Origin of the sequence: Pseudomonas sp. NPDC086566 (assembly GCF_050280885.1) — a bacterium.
In the GTDB taxonomy this organism is placed as follows: domain Bacteria; phylum Pseudomonadota; class Gammaproteobacteria; order Pseudomonadales; family Pseudomonadaceae; genus Aquipseudomonas; species Aquipseudomonas vlassakiae.
The window spans coordinates 18,136-33,071 of record NZ_JBNNWD010000005.1 but is presented as its reverse complement, the minus strand read 5'-3'; the positions used below and the strand labels follow the sequence as shown (position 1 = coordinate 33,071).

Sequence of the window (14,936 nt, the reverse complement as noted above, 5' to 3'; positions counted from 1 at the left end):
GCATGAGTGATAAAGCCGTTCTGAGTTGCCGCAACCTGGGCAAGTCCTACGACGAGGGCCCGGAGTCGGTGCAGGTGCTGTCCGGGCTTAATCTGGAACTGCACGCCGGTGAGCGCGTGGCCATCGTCGGCAGCTCGGGCTCGGGCAAGAGCACCTTGCTCAACCTGCTGGGCGGCCTCGACCGGCCGACCCAGGGCAGCGTATGGCTGGCCGGCGAAGAGCTGTCGGCCCTTGGCGAGCGCGCCCGCGGCCTGCTGCGCAACCGCGAGCTGGGCTTCGTCTACCAGTTCCACCACCTGTTGCCAGAATTCACCGCCATGGAGAACGTGTGCATGCCGCTGCTGATCGGCCGCACCGCCATCCCGGAGGCCCGTGAGCGTGCCGAGGCGTTGCTCAAGCGGGTCGGCCTGGGCCATCGCCTGCACCACAAGCCGGCCGAGCTGTCCGGTGGCGAACGCCAGCGCGTGGCGATTGCCCGCGCCCTGGTCAACCGGCCGGGCCTGGTGATGCTCGACGAGCCGACCGGCAACCTCGACCATCACACCGCCCAGGGCATCCAGGAACTGATGCAGGAGCTGTCCAGTGCGTCGCGTACCGCCTTCCTGGTGGTGACTCACGACCTCAACCTGGCGCGCCAGATGGATCGCGTACTGAAGCTCGACGACGGCCACCTGGTGGCGATCTGACCGAGTACACGGGGTGGCAGCGCTGCCCCGTTTTCCCGTTTCAATTGGGTGTTTCCTAAATGTTCAGACCCTTGCCCATCTTCATCGGCGCGCGCTACACCCGGGCCAAGCGCCGCAACCACTTCATCTCGTTCATCTCGATGACCTCGATGATCGGCCTGTCGCTGGGCGTGCTGGCAATGATCGTGGTGCTGTCGGTGATGAACGGCTTCCAGCGCGAAATGAGCTCACGCATTCTCGGCCTGGTGCCGCATGCCTCGATCCTCGGCGTGCAGCCGTTGGACGACTGGCACAACGCGGCAGACGCTGCGCTGCAGAACCCGGCAGTGATGGCCGCCGCGCCGATCACCGAGATGGAAGGCATGCTCTCCTACAAGGGCGCGATGCAGCCGATCCAGGTCAGCGGCATCGACCCGGCCGAGGAAGGCAAGGTTTCGATCGTCGGCCAGCACATCGTCCAGGGCCGCCTGCAGGACTTGCAGCCGGGTGAATACGGTGTGGTCATCGGCGAACTGACGGCGCGGCGCTTCCGTCTCAACACGGGCGACAAGCTGACCCTGATCGTGCCGGAAATCAGCAAGGAGCCAGGGGGCATCACCCCGCGCATGCAGCGCCTGACCGTGGTCGGCATTTTCAAGGTCGGTGCCGAGCTGGACGGCTCGCAGGCCTACATGCACGTGGCCGATGCCGGTGAAATGCAGCGCTGGGCGCCGGGCCAGGTCCAGGGTGTGCGCCTGAAGCTGCACGACCTGTATGCCGCGCCACAGGTGTCCAAGGCGATCGCTGCCAGCTTGGGCGACAGCTACCGTGCCGACGACTGGTCGCACACCCAGGGCAGCCTGTTCAGCGCGATGAAGATGGAAAAGACCATGATCGGCCTGTTGCTGCTGATGATCATCGCGGTGGCGGCATTCAACATCATCGCCACCTTGGTGATGGTGGTGAACGATAAAGGCCCAGACATCGCCATTCTGCGCACCTTGGGTGCCACGCCGGCACAGATCATGGGCACGTTCATGGTCCAGGGCAGCTTGATCGGCATTGTCGGCACCCTGATCGGCGGCGTGCTCGGGGTGCTTGCAGCGCTCAATGTCAGCCAGATCGTCGGCTGGCTGGAGCGGGTGAGTGGGCAGCACATTTTCACTTCCGACGTTTATTTCGTCAGCAGCCTGCCGTCCGAGCTGCAGGGCGGGGATGTGCTGATGATCTGCACTGCGGGGTTGGTGATGAGCTTCCTGGCAACGATCTACCCGGCTTACCGGGCGTCGCAGGTGCAGCCGGCGATTGGCCTGGCCGTCTGAGTGCTCCTGTCAGGGCCCTTTCGCGGGCTTGCCCGCGAAGGGCTGCAAGGCAGCCCCATGTCACCTAACTTCAGGCAATTCGATCACGAAACGGGTCCAGCCATCCTGGCAATGCGCCTGAATGCTCCCGCCATGGGCCTGTATGATCGAACGGGTAATCGCCAACCCCAATCCTGCATGTTCGCTGCTGCCTTCCCGCCGCGCCGGGTCCACCCGGTAGAAACGATCAAACAGCCGCGGCAACGCCGCCGCTTCGATTGCCCCCCCGGTATTGGCCACGCAAATCCGCAACCCCGGCTCCAGCGTCACCCGTATCTGCCCGCCTGGCGGGGTGAAGCGCAGGGCATTGTCGAGCAGGTTGGATAGCGCCCGTCGCAGCATAGGCCGGTCGCCCTGCACGATCGCCTCGCCCTCGCGCAGCAATTGCACTTCATTGTCCTCGGCCAACGGCGCGTAGTACTCCAGCAGTGCGTCCACGTCATCGTGCAGGGCCAGCGCTGTTTGCCCCGGCACCAACAGGCCGTGGTCGGCCTTGGCGAGGAACAGCATGTCGTTGATCATCTGCGCCATCCACTGCAGTTCCTCGAGGTTGCCATGCAGTGCCTCGCGGTACTCCTCCAGGCTGCGCGGGCGGGTGAGGGTGACCTGGGTGTGGGTCAGCAGGTTGGACAGCGGAGTGCGCAGCTCATGGGCGATGTCGGCGGAGAACGCCGACAGGCGCTGGAAGGCGTCGTCCAGGCGTTGCAGCATGGCATTTACGGTCGTGGCCAGCTCCGCCAGTTCCTCGGGCATCTGCGCCACCGGCAGGCGCGTGGTCAATGAGCGCGCCGACACGCTGGCGGCCACCCGGCCCATCTGGCGCAAGGGGCGCAGGCCACGGCGTGCGGCCCAGGCACCGAGCAGGGCGGTGGCCAGCGCCGACAGCCCGACGGTGAGCCAGATCAGGCGCTGCATGCCTTGCAGGAAGTGCTGGTGATGGGTGATGTCGAGAAACAGCGTCAGTTGCGCAGGCGTCTGAGCGTCCGGCGGCACAGACAGGCTTCGATAATCGACACCGTCGGCGTGCAGGGTCGTAAGCCCCGGCGTTGACGGAGTACCTGGCAGGCCGTCACGGCTGGCGAACCAGGTCGCACCGTCGCGGCCAGCGATGCGCAGCGCCAGGTCAGCCTGATGGCTCAGTTCGTTGCGCAGGGCAGGCAGGCGGCCTTGCAATTCGCCAGGCCCCTGCAGGCCTGCGAGCTGGCTGCGAAACAGCGAAAGACGCGACTCCAGCAGTTGCTGGTCCAGTTCGACGAAATGCTGCTCGCTGGCGCGGTTGAACAGCAGCCCCGCGCCCAGCGACACGGCGGCGGTACAGGCGGCAAACAGCAGTGCCAGGCGCGTGCCGAGGGAAAGCCTGCGCATCAGTCGTGACGCTCTTCGAGCACGTAGCCCATGCCGCGCACGGTATGGATCAGCTTGTTCGGGTGTGGGTCGTCGATCTTCAGGCGCAGGCGGCGAACCGCCACTTCGATCACGTTGGTGTCGCTGTCGAAATTCATGTCCCACACTTGCGAGGCAATCAGCGATTTGGGCAGCACCTCGCCCTGGCGGCGCAGCAGCAGTTCGAGCAGGGCGAACTCCTTGGCGGTCAGGTCGATACGTGCGCCCGCCCGTTCGGCGCGGCGGCGGATCAGGTCCAGGCGCAGGTCGGCCAGGGTCAGGATAGTGTCCTGGCTGGGGCTGGCGCCCCGGCGCAGCAGGCTGCGTACCCGGGCCAGCAGCTCGGAAAAGGCGAAGGGCTTGACCAGATAGTCATCGGCGCCCAACTCAAGGCCGTGCACGCGGTCTTCGACGGCGTCGCGGGCGGTAAGGAACAGCACCGGGGTGTCCAGCCCGGCAGTACGCACGGCTTGCAGAATCTGCCAGCCGTCCCGCCCGGGCAGCATCACGTCGAGAATCAGCAGGTCGTGGTCGCCGGTCAGGGCCAGGTGCTGGCCGGTTTCGCCGTCGGTGGCCAGTTCGGTGGCAAAGCCGGCTTCGCTCAAGCCCTGGCTCAAGTACTGGCCGGTGCGGGCCTGGTCTTCGACGATCAGCAGTTTCATGCTTAATCCACAATCAGGGGGATGTAATGGCTGAAATGATACGTGACCAACTCGAGCCTCGCCCAAGCTGACAAAGTTGTAATCTCCCCGTCAGCTAAGCGCCAGCCGTGCCTTTCTAGAGTGGTCTCATCCTGCCGTGATCTTTCGGAGTCATCATGAAACACCTGTTCGTCGCCACCGTGTTGGCCCTGGCCAGCCTGCCCACCCTGGCTGGCGAGGCGAAAACCTTTGCTTTCGGCGAGCCCGCTCCGGCGGACAAGGCCACCCGCACCGTCGAAGTGGTGCTCAAGGACATCGCCTTCGAGCCCAAGAGCCTGCACGTCAAAGCCGGTGAGACCGTACGCTTCGTGCTGATCAACGAAGGCAAGCTGCCCCATGAGTTCAACCTCGGTGACAAGGCCATGCATGCCGAACACCAGAAGGAAATGATCGCCATGCAGGGCAAGATGTACAACGCTGCCATGCAGCATGAGGGCATGGACCATTCGCAGATGGGCCACGCACCCGCCAAACCGATGGACCACGGTGCCCATGGCCATGACGGCGGCAATACCGTACTGCTGCAGCCAGGCCAGCGCGCCGAGCTGACCTGGACGTTTCGCAAGTCGGCGCCGATCGAATTCGCCTGCAACGTGCCGGGGCATTACCAGGCCGGTATGGTCGGTGAGCTGACCATCGAGTGACTGGCACTCCAAGGCGGGGGGCAAAACCGGTAGACTAAGGGCAATTTCGAACCTCCAGGTCAGTTTCCATGCATCCCGCCGCCGAACACTCTCCGCTGGGCAAGTCCAGCGAATACATCGCTACCTACACGCCTTCGTTGCTGTTCCCGATCCCGCGTACGGCCAAATGGGCAGAGCTGGGCGTGACTGCCCAGACCCTGCCGTGGCAGGGCGTGGACTACTGGAACTGCTTCGAGCTGTCGTGGCTGTTGCCCTCGGGCAAACCGGTGGTGGCCATTGGTGAGTTCGCCATTCCGGCAGATTCGCCGAACATCATCGAATCGAAGTCGTTCAAGCTCTATCTCAACTCGTTGAATCAGACCGTGTTTGCCTCGATCGGCGAGCTGCAGGCATGCCTGGTCAAAGACCTGTCGGCGGCCGCTGGCAAACCCGTCGGTGTGCAGGTGCGTACCTTGGCAGAAGTGGAGGCCCAAGGCGTGGTCGCTTTGCCTGGGCTGTGCATCGATGCGCTGGATGTGGCGATCGACAACTACGCGCAGCCGCAACCGGAGCTGCTGAGCTGTCACCCGGAGCGCATCGTCGAAGAGACCGTGCACAGCCACCTGCTCAAATCCAACTGCCCGGTGACCGGCCAGCCGGACTGGGGTAGCGTGGTGGTCGAGTACAAGGGCAGGGCGCTGGACCATGCCAGCCTGCTGACCTACCTGATCAGCTTCCGCCAGCATGCCGACTTCCACGAGCAGTGCGTGGAGCGGATTTACCTGGACTTGAAGAACCTGCTGCAGCCTGAGCACCTGACGGTGTATGCGCGGTATGTGCGCCGCGGTGGGCTGGATATCAACCCTTACCGCAGCACCGGAGCGATCAGCCCGGCGAACCGGCGACTGGTCCGGCAGTAATTTCCATGTAGTCGGGGCCGCAAAGCGGCCCCAGATGTTTCAGATCCCCATACTGTGCAGCGAGTTGGCGATGCTGCGCAGTGTGGCGGTCAAGTCAGGGTGATCGGCCTCGAAACGTTCGATCGCCAGGTTCACCCCGTCAACCACGTTGTTATCCGGCGTGGCTTCCTCGAGCTTCAACTGCGCTTCGATCTGCCTGGCCTCTTCGTGCAGGGCGGCCAGTTCTTCATCCGTAAGCGGTATGTTGCGGTCCAGTTGCTCGCGCAGGCTGTTCAAGCGCTCTTGCAATTCGCGGGCAGGCATTGGCTGTTCTCCATCAATGGCTTGGCAAGGCATGGACCTCAGCGAAGCGGCAAAGGTTCTCGCCTGTCTCCTAGCGTAATCCACTCGCTGGCGCTTTGCATGATCGGCATCAATGGGGCTGTGTCAGGGTTTTTCACCCTTGCTGCAGCGCAGGGCGATGTCGGCAAGGCAGGCGTCCAGTTCATCGAGGTGGTCGATCACCGAATGGACACCCAGGCTGAACAAAGCCAGGGTGGCCTTGCCACGCGCCAGGTCCTGCTCCTGCTGGGTCATGGCCTGCCATTGCCTGGAGGAGGCATCGCACGAGGGGCTGCAGGCTGCCAGGCCTACTGTCCACAAGCCGGCGTTGAGGCCAGATTGCAGCAGCTTTGGCTCACCGCTGACCAGCACGCAACCTTCCAGGCGTTCGCTGCCCAGGCTCATCAAGGCCTGCCAGCAGGCGTTTGGCGCCGGCCAGTGCACACCATTGACCGAGTGGCCCGGCAACCAGGCGGGGAGAACGCTGGCAAGGCGCCTGCTTTGCAGGCTGCCGAGGTCGTCCAGCCAGATGCACGGCACCTGGGCGTGGCGCAGGCCGGCCAGGGTTTCGAGGGCGCCAGGGGCGGGCAGGGGGCTGCCGTCGGTGGCCTGGACCAAGCAACCGCGCAGGCCGAACAGCACAGCGGTAATGGCGGGTGCAGCGAGCATGGTAACGTCCCTGAAATAGTCCGCAGGCTATTGGACGATTGTTACCGTGCTGTGACGGGCAACAGTTGTTCACAAATTATTGAGCAAAAATGTGTAAAGCTGTTTATCAGCGTACAAGGCTCTATACTGCCGCCGTACAGCAGCGCTCGCGTGGCGTTTGCGGCCGAGAATTTCGATGGAGAAACATCTATGCGTAGGATCGGTGCCGGTGTGATCGAACGAGTCACCCAGGCCTGTGTCTGCGCCAGCTTGTTGCTGGCGCCCGTGGCAGCCACCCATGCCGCCACCGAGGAAGATCCCTGGGAAGCGGTCAACCGCCCGATCTTCCGTTTCAACGATGCGATCGATACCTATGGCCTCAAGCCATTGGCCAAGGGCTACCAGTGGGTCACCCCGCAGTTCCTGCAGGATGGCATTCACAACATGTTCAACAACGTCGGTGATGTCACCAACCTGGCCAACGACGTGCTGCAATTCAAGCCCCATGCGGCGGGCGTCGACACGGCGCGGCTGATCGTCAATACCGTGTTCGGCATCGGTGGCTTCTTCGATGTCGGCAGCAAGATGGGCTTGCAGCGTAACGACGAAGACTTCGGCCAGACCCTCGGTCACTGGGGCGTGCCCAGCGGTCCCTATGTCGTGATCCCGCTGCTCGGCCCGAGTACCGTGCGTGACGGCCTGGCCAAGTACCCGGACTCCTACACCGAACCCTACCGCTACATCAACGACGTGCCGGTGCGTAACTCGATCTTCGCCCTCAACGTAGTCGACACGCGCGCCAGCCTGCTGTCGGCCGAGAAGCTGATCCAGGGCGACAAGTACATCTTCATCCGCAACGCCTACCTGCAGAACCGCGAGTTCAAGGTCAAGGATGGCGAAGTCGAAGACGACTTCTGATCCTGGCGGGCATGAAAACGGCGACCTTCGGGTCGCCGTTTTCATTTCCGCTCAATGCATGGCCAGGATGCGCAGGCCAAATTTCTGCTGCCCGCCGGGTTGGCTGGCGATCCACACCACTTCGGTGCTGGCATGCAGGCCCTTGAGTGCGGGGTGGTCGGATTCGATGCGCACCTCCAGGGAGTCACCCACCTTGAATCGCTGCGACGCCTGCACCTGCATGCCGCCGCTGGAAAGGTCCAGGCAGACCGCCGCGATGACCTGGCCCTCATGCAGCAGGCTGACCTGGGTGTCGATGCGCATGCGGATGAAATCGCGTTTTTCGCTGTGGCTGGAGGGCGTATGAGGCATGCTGCATCCTTCCCAATAGGTTGTACTGGTCGGCGTTTTTATAACTCTCGGTGATTTACCCTGTAAAGAGCAGCGAACTCGACCGACGTATGCTTGAAACGCCTGGCGGATGGGAGTACCGTCTGCGCCTTACGAGGTAGCTCGACTGGTTGCCTGGGCCGTGTTCTTGGCCTACAACTCAAGTAGAGCGTTACCACAGAGTATTCCAGCAGTTGGATGTCAGCCTTGCAGACGCCCCTGCACCACCCCAAATCGGCGCCGTTCGCCCACATGCAGAAAATCAGTGCAACGCTGCTGATCATCGATGATGACGACGTGGTCCGTGCGAGCCTCGCCGCCTATCTGGAAGACAGTGGCTTCAGCGTCCTCCAGGCCGGTAATGGCCAGCAGGGGCTCCAGGTCTTTGAAGAACACCAGCCCGACCTCGTGATCTGCGATCTGCGCATGCCGCAGATGGGCGGCCTCGAACTGATCCGCCAGATCAGCGAGCGTGCGCCGCAGTTGCCGGTGATCGTGGTCTCGGGTGCCGGCGTGATGAGCGACGCGGTCGAGGCCTTGCGCCTCGGGGCCGCCGACTACCTGATCAAGCCGCTGGAAGACTTGGCCGTGCTCGAACACTCGGTACGCCGGGCGCTTGACCGTTCGCGCCTGGTGCTGGAAAACCAGCGCTACCGCGACAAGCTGGAAGCGGCCAACCGCGAACTGGAAGCCAGCCTGCACCTGTTGCAGGAGGACCAGACCGCTGGTCGCCAAGTGCAGATGAACATGCTGCCGGAAAGCCCCTGGAAGCTCGGCGAGTTCTCTTTCGAGCACCAGATCATTCCATCGCTGTATCTGTCGGGCGACTTTGCCGACTACTTCCGCGTGGATGAGCGGCGCATTGCCTTCTACCTGGCTGATGTCTCCGGGCACGGCGCGTCGTCGGCGTTCGTCACGGTGCTGCTGAAGTTCATGACCACGCGGCTGTTGTTCGAATTCAAGCGCAATAGCAAGCTGCGCGAGTTCAAGCCTTCGGAAGTGCTCAGCCACATCAACCGCGGTCTGATCAACTGCAAGCTGGGCAAGCACGTGACCATGGTCGGTGGCGTGATCGATGAAGAAACCGGCCTGCTGACCTACGCCGTGGGCGGTCACCTGCCGCTGCCGGTGCTGTTTACCCCCGGCGAGGCCCGCTACCTGGAAGGCCGAGGCCTGCCGGTAGGGTTGTTCGACGAAGCGAGCTACCAGGATCTGGTGATCGAGCTGCCGCCGCAGTTCAGCCTGAGCCTGATGTCCGACGGCATTCTGGACCTTTTGCCGGGGCATACGCTCAAAGATAAAGAAGCTGCCTTGCCAGACATCGTCAGGGCGGCGGGGGGTAGCCTGGATGGGCTGCGCCAACGATTCGGATTGGCTACGCTTGGGGAGATGCCGGATGATATCGCCCTATTGGTGTTGAGCAGGAACCTTCAATGAGTACCGGTAGAATCCAGTTCGCCGAGCAGAGCGGTACCTTTGTGCTGAAATTCGTCGGTGAAGTGCGCCTGACCCTGTGTTCGGCACTGGATGCGACGATCGAGAAGATTTTCACCGCGCTGAACTTCTCGACCATCGTCATCGACCTGACCGAAACCGAAAGCATCGACAGCACCACCCTGGGCCTGCTGGCCAAGCTGTCGATCCTGTCGCGGCAGAAGGTGGGCCTGTTGCCGACCGTGGTCACCACCAACCCGGATATATCGCGGCTGCTGCAATCGATGGGCTTCGACCAGGTGTTCAACATCGTCGACCGCCCGGTGCCGCGCCCTGAGTGCCTGACCGACCTGCCGTCGCAGGATCAGAACGAAGATGTGGTGCGCTCCAAGGTGCTGGAGGCGCACAAAATTCTCATGGGCCTCAATGACTCCAACCGCGAAGCGTTCCACGACCTGGTGAATGCGCTGGAGCGGAGCTGATCTGCAGCCTGTGCCGGCCTCTTCGCGGCTAAAGCCGCTCCCACAGGTACCGTACAGGCTTCAAGACAGGTGAGATCCTGTGGGAGCGGCTTCAGCCGCGAAGAGGCCAGCAACGCCCCCACAACACCATCAGGCCAGTCACTCTCGCCGCGCAAATTCGGTCGCTTCACTGCCATCCGCACTCAGCTGAAGAACCCGCGCCGGTCGCCCCTGTTCATCGAACATCACCTGCCCCAACCCCGCCCCATTCCACAACCGCTCCCCGGCTTTGCTGCGGCTCGGCGTACGCGGTACCACCTCCATCTGCCGGCGCTTGGTAAACCAGTTCAGTGGTGAGCGTGGCGAGTACAACCAGCGGTTGAGCCTGTCGAGCACGTTCAGCAAGCGCCGTGGGAACTCGTTCTTGATCCCGCTGCTGGTCACCTGCCAGAGATGCGGGCTGCGCTGCCGATGGCGGATCAGCACCTCGTAGACGAATGAATAATGCACATCGCCCGAGAGAATCACGTAGTGCCCTGGCGTGCGCGAATGGCGGAAGATATTGAGGATCACCTGCGCCGCGCCGCGGTGGGCCATCCAGTTCTCGGCATCCACCAGCAACGGGTAGCCTAGCCAGCTGAACACCTTCTGCACGCTCTCGATCAGCTTGACGCCAAATATCGGAGCCGGTGACACGATGATTGCCGAGGGATGGTCCAGCAGCGCCTGCTGCAACTCGCACAGCGCTTCCCAGTCGAGCAGGCCGGACGGCTTGCCCAGGTCGCTTTCGCTACGCCAACGGCGTGTGCGGGTGTCCAGCACCAGCAGCGGCGGCTCGCTGGGCAGGCTGTACTGCCAACCTTGGAAGCGCAGGAGCTCACCGATCAGCTCATCCTGCTGCTGGCTCAGCGCCTGGCACTGTGCGATCAGCGCGTTGCAGCCATTCGGGTCGTTGCCCCAGGCCTGGCACAGCAGATAGCCCAATAATGCATTGCCGATGATTCGTCGCGAGAAGGGGTGGCCATAGGCGGTTTCTTCCCATTGGGCTGACAGGTTCCAGTCGTCGGTGATGTCGTGATCATCGAAGATCATCAGGCAGGGCAGGTGTGCCATCACCCGTGCCACGTCGCCCAGGTTGGCGGCGAAAGCTTCGATCAGCGGCAGCTCCGCACGGTAGCGCGCCTGGTCTTGCTGGCTCAGGCCGGCAGGCATGCCCAGGTCCACCAGCTGCCAGGGCGCGGGCGCCCAAACCAGCAAGTACATGGCCATGACTTCGGCGAAGGTCACCAAGTGGTTGTCGGCGTTGCTGGAAGAGAATATCGGTTTACGCTTGCCGCCGAAGAAGCGTTCGCGCAGGGTTTCGTTGTTTTCCTGGGCGGGTAGCAGGTCGGCGCGATGGTAGTAGCTGGCCGGGTGGCGGTAGAGCGCCTGGCAGTCGGCAACCACCGCGCCATCCAGTGCCTCGTCGAACAACCCCAGGCGTTCGATCAGCGAGTGAATGGCCCGCAGCATCGGGCCGGCGACGTCGTCGGCATACACCTGATCGCCGCTCATCAAGAGCACGGCGGGGCGGTCTTCCGGTCGTTGGCAGGCCTGCAGCAGGCGGTCGGCGCAGAGCAGGCCGTCGGCGGCCGGGTGATGCGGCTTGCGGCATGAGCCGTGCAGCAGCTGGTCAAGGCGGTCGCGCAACACCAGGCTGGGGCGGTGGCTGCCGGGGTAGAGCAGGTGCGGGGCCCAGCTGGCAACGCCCTGGCCCTCGATCAGCAGGTTATAGGCGATGGCGACGTTGCGCGGCAGGGGCTCGGCGAAATGAATGTCCAGCAGATGAATGAAGGCATGCTGGCCGACGGCCACGACCTGGCAATCGACCTTGGCGGTGCCGTCGAAGATGAAATCGGGTTGCAGGGGTTGGCTGCCGACTAGCCAGATGGCCAGCCTTTGCGATTCAAGGCGGCGCAATACCGGGCCGGCGAGTACGAGGGGCAAGGGGGATGAGGTCATTTTGCCTTTGGGTTCGGAACGCGTTCACAGCCCGCTGAAACGAAACGGGCGGAAAATGCTGAACATTTCCCGCCCGCCTGGCAAACCTTAGATGTATCAGGCTTTTTCAGCCATCAACTTCTCGAGTTTTTCCTGGTCCCGGGCGAACTGGCGAATACCTTCTGCCAGCTTCTCGGTACCCATGGCATCTTCGTTCATCGCCCAGCGGAACTGGCTTTCGTTCAGCACCTGTTTGGCTTCACCGGCATTGCCTGGCGTGAGAACCCGCGGCAGCGTGCCCTGGTCGCTGCCCAGCTTGTCCAGCAGGTCCGGGCTGATGGTCAGCCGATCGCAGCCGGCCAGTTGTTCGATCTGGCCGAGGTTGCGGAAGCTGGCGCCCATGACCACGGTGTCGTAGCCATTGGCCTTGTAGTAGTTGTAGATGCGCGTGACCGACTGCACGCCTGGGTCTTCGGCACCGACGTATTCCTGGCCGGTGCTCTTCTTGTACCAGTCGTAGATACGGCCCACGAACGGCGAAATCAGGAACACGCCAGCATCGGCGCAGGCCTGGGCCTGGGCGAAGGAGAACAGCAGGGTCAGGTTGGTCTGGATGCCTTCCTTCTCCAGCTTCTCGGCGGCGCGGATGCCTTCCCAGGTGGAGGCCAGCTTGATCAGCACGCGGTCTTTCGACACCCCTGCGGTTTCGTACAGGCCGATCAGCTGGCGTGCCTTGCTCAGCAGTGCCGGCTCATCGAACGACAGGCGTGCATCCACCTCGGTGGAGATACGCCCCGGAATGACCTTGAGAATGCCCGCGCCCACAGCCACTGCAAACTTGTCGCAGGCCAGGTCTACATCGCCCTTGGCATCGGCCTTCACCTGCTTGAGCAGCTCGGCGTAGCCCGGGATGGCGGCGGCCTTGAGCAGCAGGGAGGGGTTGGTGGTGGCATCGACCGGCTTGAGGCGGGTGATGGCATCCAGGTCCCCGGTGTCGGCAACCACGGTGGTGAACTGCTTGAGTTGTTCCAGCTTGGAGGTCATGGGCGTGCTCTGTCCTGTGCATTTACTCGACATTACCCGAGGCCCGACGGGCGCTCAAGAGGCCAGTGGGGCGGGGCAAAAGTGCCGACGGTGATGATTCGAGTCAGGAGGTGGCGTGAGGTTCCCTGGGTGTTCGCCTTGAGTGTTTTGGCGCCTGTGAGATCGAGCGCCGCCCGGGCGGCGCTCGATCTCACAGGCGCTGCAAATGTTGCGGCAGGCACCTGTCAGACCCCAACCTCACCGCCCCTGCATCAACTCCGCCGCCTGATCAAACACCTTCAGCGGCTCCGCCGCCTTGTGAATATCCGCCGACAGCAACTGCCGGAACCGCCGCGCCCCCGGGAACCCCTGGCCAAGCCCCAGGATATGCCGAGTGATGTGATGCATCGCGCCACCGCTTTCCATGTGCGCCACGATATAAGGCCGCAGCTGCTCCAGTGCCTCGCTGCGGCTCACCACCGGCGCTTGGCTGGCAAACAGCTGCTGATCCACCTCGGCCAGCAGGTAAGGGTTGTGGTACGCCTCGCGCCCCAGCATCACGCCATCGAAGGTCTCTAGATGCGCCTGGCATTCCGCCAGGGTCTTGATCCCGCCATTGAGCACGATCTCCAGGTCCGGGAAGTCCGCCTTCAACTGCGCAGCGATGTCATAGCGCAGCGGCGGGATCTCGCGGTTTTCCTTCGGCGACAGCCCCTCGAGAATCGCGATCCGCGCATGCACGGTAAAACTCCGGCAACCGGCCTCGCGCACCTGGCCCACGAAATCGCACAGCTCGGCATAGCTGTCACGGCCGTTGATGCCGATGCGGTGTTTCACCGTCACGGGGGTAGAGACCGCATCCTGCATGGCCTTCACGCAATCGGCCACCAGCGCCGGGTGGGCCATCAGGCAGGCGCCGATCATGTTGTTCTGCACCCGGTCGCTCGGGCAGCCGACGTTGAGGTTGACCTCGTCGTAGCCAGCATCCTCGGCCAGTTTGGCGCAGGCGGCCAGGTCGGCCGGCACGCTGCCGCCCAATTGCAGGGCCAGCGGGTGCTCAGAGACGTCGTGACGCAGGAAACGGTAGGCGTCGTTGTGCAGCAAGGCGCCGGTGGTGACCATTTCGGTGTAGAGCAGGGTGTGCTTGGAGAGCAGGCGCAGGAAGAACCTGCAGTGGCGGTCAGTCCAGTCCATCATAGGCGCAACGCTGAAGCGACGCGACGGTTCAGGCCTTGTGGTGCTTGGGTTCGTGATCTGTTCTAGGGACATTTGTTTCTAGGGCAACGATCGAAACATGGAAAAAGGCCGATGGCGTGGTCAGTGACCTCGCCGGATCGGCCTTCAGGAAAAGTTGCCCTAGTTTACCAAGAGTGGCTAGCGCGTGCCTGCCGACAGCCAGTATGGCGACGCAATGTCGTTTTTACCTCAGCCCCGCAGCCAACCCGCCCTGATCGGCACAGCCATCAGGTTGCGATAGCAACGTTCCGCCAGTTCGGTGACAGGCCGGCCAGTACGCTGCCAGACGGGCGAGAACCCTGTGTAAACCAATAGCGAGACCATCATCGCGCCTAGCATGTCGAGCGGGAAGTGCACCCCAAGGAACACCCGCGCCCAGGCGACGCTGAGCCCGGTCAGCAGGATGATCACGCCCCAACCCGACAAGCCGTCGAGCAGCAGGGTCAAGCCGATGCAGCCGAACACGGTCATGTGGTCGCTCGGGAACGACGAATCAGGTGCATGCAGCATCCACGTGTGTCCCAACCCGATCATGAATGGCCGTGGATGCGGCCAGACCGCCCAGATCAGCTGGTTGACGACCAGCGCAATCACTGTAATCAGCGTCGCCTTGAGCACCAGCCTGCGTTCGCCACGATGCCCCCAAACCCAGAATCCCATCATCAGCACGGGAAGCAGAAAGATCAGTCCCTTGGCTATACCGATGGCGAGCAGGATCAGCCAGTGCGGCGTGTCGCTGCCGGCGTTGATCAGCAGGAAGAGGGAGCGGTTGAATGCTTCGATTTCGCCCATGGTGTGTTTCCCCGCCGTGCGTTCTGACGCTGTATTGATATCAATTAAAGCTGCTGGCATGCGTTGCGCAGCGACTGGACAAAGAAAAGGCCGATAGCGTG

At 63.0% G+C, this 14,936-nt stretch carries 16 protein-coding genes; 7 read left to right on the top strand and 9 right to left on the bottom strand.

Features of this window, described 5'->3' with window-relative positions:
• Positions 1–2 precede the first annotated feature (2 nt).
• Positions 3–686, top strand: coding sequence for a lipoprotein-releasing ABC transporter ATP-binding protein LolD (lolD, locus tag ACQKPS_RS12590; RefSeq protein ID WP_176506135.1), 684 nt, complete (start codon positions 3–5; stop codon positions 684–686).
• A gap of 59 nt (positions 687–745) precedes the next feature.
• A complete protein-coding gene (locus ACQKPS_RS12585) occupies positions 746–1,987 on the top strand; it encodes a lipoprotein-releasing ABC transporter permease subunit (protein WP_427604302.1) in 1,242 nt (413 codons plus the stop codon).
• 60 nt (positions 1,988–2,047) lie between these two features.
• On the opposite strand, the gene ACQKPS_RS12580 is transcribed toward ACQKPS_RS12585, so the two are convergent.
• Positions 2,048–3,391 carry a heavy metal sensor histidine kinase gene (locus ACQKPS_RS12580; RefSeq protein WP_427604300.1) on the bottom strand — a complete coding sequence of 448 codons (1,344 nt, stop codon included), beginning with the start codon at positions 3,389–3,391 and terminating at the stop codon, positions 2,048–2,050.
• Positions 3,391–4,071: a two-component system response regulator CinR gene (cinR, locus tag ACQKPS_RS12575; RefSeq protein ID WP_254480788.1), complete on the bottom strand. Its 681-nt coding sequence runs from the start codon at positions 4,069–4,071 to the stop codon at positions 3,391–3,393. The genes ACQKPS_RS12580 and cinR overlap by 1 nt, the downstream gene beginning before the upstream one ends.
• A gap of 155 nt (positions 4,072–4,226) precedes the next feature.
• Here cinR and ACQKPS_RS12570 point away from each other — a divergent pair, with 155 nt between their 5' ends.
• Both ACQKPS_RS12570 and queF read left to right on the top strand, forming a co-directional pair.
• Positions 4,227–4,754 (top strand): cupredoxin domain-containing protein, encoded by a 528-nt coding sequence (locus tag ACQKPS_RS12570; protein WP_254480787.1) that lies wholly within the window; start codon positions 4,227–4,229, stop codon positions 4,752–4,754.
• Positions 4,755–4,822: 68 nt separating this feature from the next.
• Positions 4,823–5,653 carry an NADPH-dependent 7-cyano-7-deazaguanine reductase QueF gene (gene queF, locus ACQKPS_RS12565; RefSeq protein WP_254480786.1) on the top strand — a complete coding sequence of 277 codons (831 nt, stop codon included), beginning with the start codon at positions 4,823–4,825 and terminating at the stop codon, positions 5,651–5,653.
• A 39-nt stretch (positions 5,654–5,692) separates the two neighbouring features.
• Here queF and ACQKPS_RS12560 read toward each other — a convergent pair whose 3' ends face one another.
• Positions 5,693–5,956, bottom strand: coding sequence for a DUF4404 family protein (locus tag ACQKPS_RS12560; RefSeq protein WP_054883508.1), 264 nt, complete (start codon positions 5,954–5,956; stop codon positions 5,693–5,695).
• Between the two features lie 123 nt (positions 5,957–6,079).
• Complete coding sequence (locus ACQKPS_RS12555; protein WP_254480785.1) at positions 6,080–6,643, bottom strand: phosphonoacetaldehyde phosphonohydrolase-related protein; 564 nt, start codon at positions 6,641–6,643, stop codon at positions 6,080–6,082.
• 189 nt (positions 6,644–6,832) lie between these two features.
• Between ACQKPS_RS12555 and ACQKPS_RS12550 the strand changes: the two genes are divergently transcribed.
• Entirely contained in the window at positions 6,833–7,540 is a 708-nt protein-coding gene (locus ACQKPS_RS12550) for an MlaA family lipoprotein (protein ID WP_054883510.1), read from the top strand.
• A gap of 51 nt (positions 7,541–7,591) precedes the next feature.
• Here ACQKPS_RS12550 and ACQKPS_RS12545 read toward each other — a convergent pair whose 3' ends face one another.
• The gene (locus ACQKPS_RS12545; protein ID WP_254480784.1) at positions 7,592–7,891 is read right to left on the bottom strand and encodes a PilZ domain-containing protein; all 300 of its coding nucleotides are present in this window, start codon (positions 7,889–7,891) and stop codon (positions 7,592–7,594) included.
• A gap of 270 nt (positions 7,892–8,161) precedes the next feature.
• Between ACQKPS_RS12545 and rssB the strand changes: the two genes are divergently transcribed.
• Both rssB and rssC read left to right on the top strand, forming a co-directional pair.
• A complete protein-coding gene (gene rssB, locus ACQKPS_RS12540; RefSeq protein ID WP_254485598.1) occupies positions 8,162–9,346 on the top strand; it encodes a two-component system response regulator RssB in 1,185 nt (394 codons plus the stop codon).
• Entirely contained in the window at positions 9,343–9,825 is a 483-nt protein-coding gene (rssC, locus tag ACQKPS_RS12535) for an anti-sigma factor antagonist RssC (protein WP_254480783.1), read from the top strand. The genes rssB and rssC overlap by 4 nt, the downstream gene beginning before the upstream one ends.
• Positions 9,826–9,963: 138 nt before the next feature.
• On the opposite strand, the gene ACQKPS_RS12530 is transcribed toward rssC, so the two are convergent.
• From ACQKPS_RS12530 to ACQKPS_RS12515, 4 genes are all read right to left on the bottom strand, one after another.
• Entirely contained in the window at positions 9,964–11,805 is a 1,842-nt protein-coding gene (locus ACQKPS_RS12530; RefSeq protein ID WP_254480782.1) for an alkaline phosphatase D family protein, read from the bottom strand.
• Positions 11,806–11,901: 96 nt separating this feature from the next.
• Positions 11,902–12,828 carry a transaldolase gene (tal, locus tag ACQKPS_RS12525; protein ID WP_254480781.1) on the bottom strand — a complete coding sequence of 309 codons (927 nt, stop codon included), beginning with the start codon at positions 12,826–12,828 and terminating at the stop codon, positions 11,902–11,904.
• Between the two features lie 237 nt (positions 12,829–13,065).
• Positions 13,066–14,076, bottom strand: coding sequence for a tRNA dihydrouridine(20/20a) synthase DusA (gene dusA, locus ACQKPS_RS12520; protein WP_427604294.1), 1,011 nt, complete (start codon positions 14,074–14,076; stop codon positions 13,066–13,068).
• A 156-nt stretch (positions 14,077–14,232) separates the two neighbouring features.
• A complete protein-coding gene (locus ACQKPS_RS12515) occupies positions 14,233–14,835 on the bottom strand; it encodes a phosphatase PAP2 family protein (protein WP_254480713.1) in 603 nt (200 codons plus the stop codon).
• Positions 14,836–14,936 lie beyond the last annotated feature (101 nt).

Coding starts and splice junctions, on each gene's coding strand:
- lolD (WP_176506135.1), top strand. CDS start 3: ATGAGTGATAAAGCCGTTCTGAGTTGCCGCAACCTGGGCAAGTCCTAC.
- ACQKPS_RS12585 (WP_427604302.1), top strand. CDS start 746: ATGTTCAGACCCTTGCCCATCTTCATCGGCGCGCGCTACACCCGGGCC.
- ACQKPS_RS12580 (WP_427604300.1), bottom strand. CDS start 3,391: ATGCGCAGGCTTTCCCTCGGCACGCGCCTGGCACTGCTGTTTGCCGCC.
- cinR (WP_254480788.1), bottom strand. CDS start 4,071: ATGAAACTGCTGATCGTCGAAGACCAGGCCCGCACCGGCCAGTACTTG.
- ACQKPS_RS12570 (WP_254480787.1), top strand. CDS start 4,227: ATGAAACACCTGTTCGTCGCCACCGTGTTGGCCCTGGCCAGCCTGCCC.
- queF (WP_254480786.1), top strand. CDS start 4,823: ATGCATCCCGCCGCCGAACACTCTCCGCTGGGCAAGTCCAGCGAATAC.
- ACQKPS_RS12560 (WP_054883508.1), bottom strand. CDS start 5,956: ATGCCTGCCCGCGAATTGCAAGAGCGCTTGAACAGCCTGCGCGAGCAA.
- ACQKPS_RS12555 (WP_254480785.1), bottom strand. CDS start 6,643: ATGCTCGCTGCACCCGCCATTACCGCTGTGCTGTTCGGCCTGCGCGGT.
- ACQKPS_RS12550 (WP_054883510.1), top strand. CDS start 6,833: ATGCGTAGGATCGGTGCCGGTGTGATCGAACGAGTCACCCAGGCCTGT.
- ACQKPS_RS12545 (WP_254480784.1), bottom strand. CDS start 7,891: ATGCCTCATACGCCCTCCAGCCACAGCGAAAAACGCGATTTCATCCGC.
- rssB (WP_254485598.1), top strand. CDS start 8,162: ATGCAGAAAATCAGTGCAACGCTGCTGATCATCGATGATGACGACGTG.
- rssC (WP_254480783.1), top strand. CDS start 9,343: ATGAGTACCGGTAGAATCCAGTTCGCCGAGCAGAGCGGTACCTTTGTG.
- ACQKPS_RS12530 (WP_254480782.1), bottom strand. CDS start 11,805: ATGACCTCATCCCCCTTGCCCCTCGTACTCGCCGGCCCGGTATTGCGC.
- tal (WP_254480781.1), bottom strand. CDS start 12,828: ATGACCTCCAAGCTGGAACAACTCAAGCAGTTCACCACCGTGGTTGCC.
- dusA (WP_427604294.1), bottom strand. CDS start 14,076: ATGTCCCTAGAACAGATCACGAACCCAAGCACCACAAGGCCTGAACCG.
- ACQKPS_RS12515 (WP_254480713.1), bottom strand. CDS start 14,835: ATGGGCGAAATCGAAGCATTCAACCGCTCCCTCTTCCTGCTGATCAAC.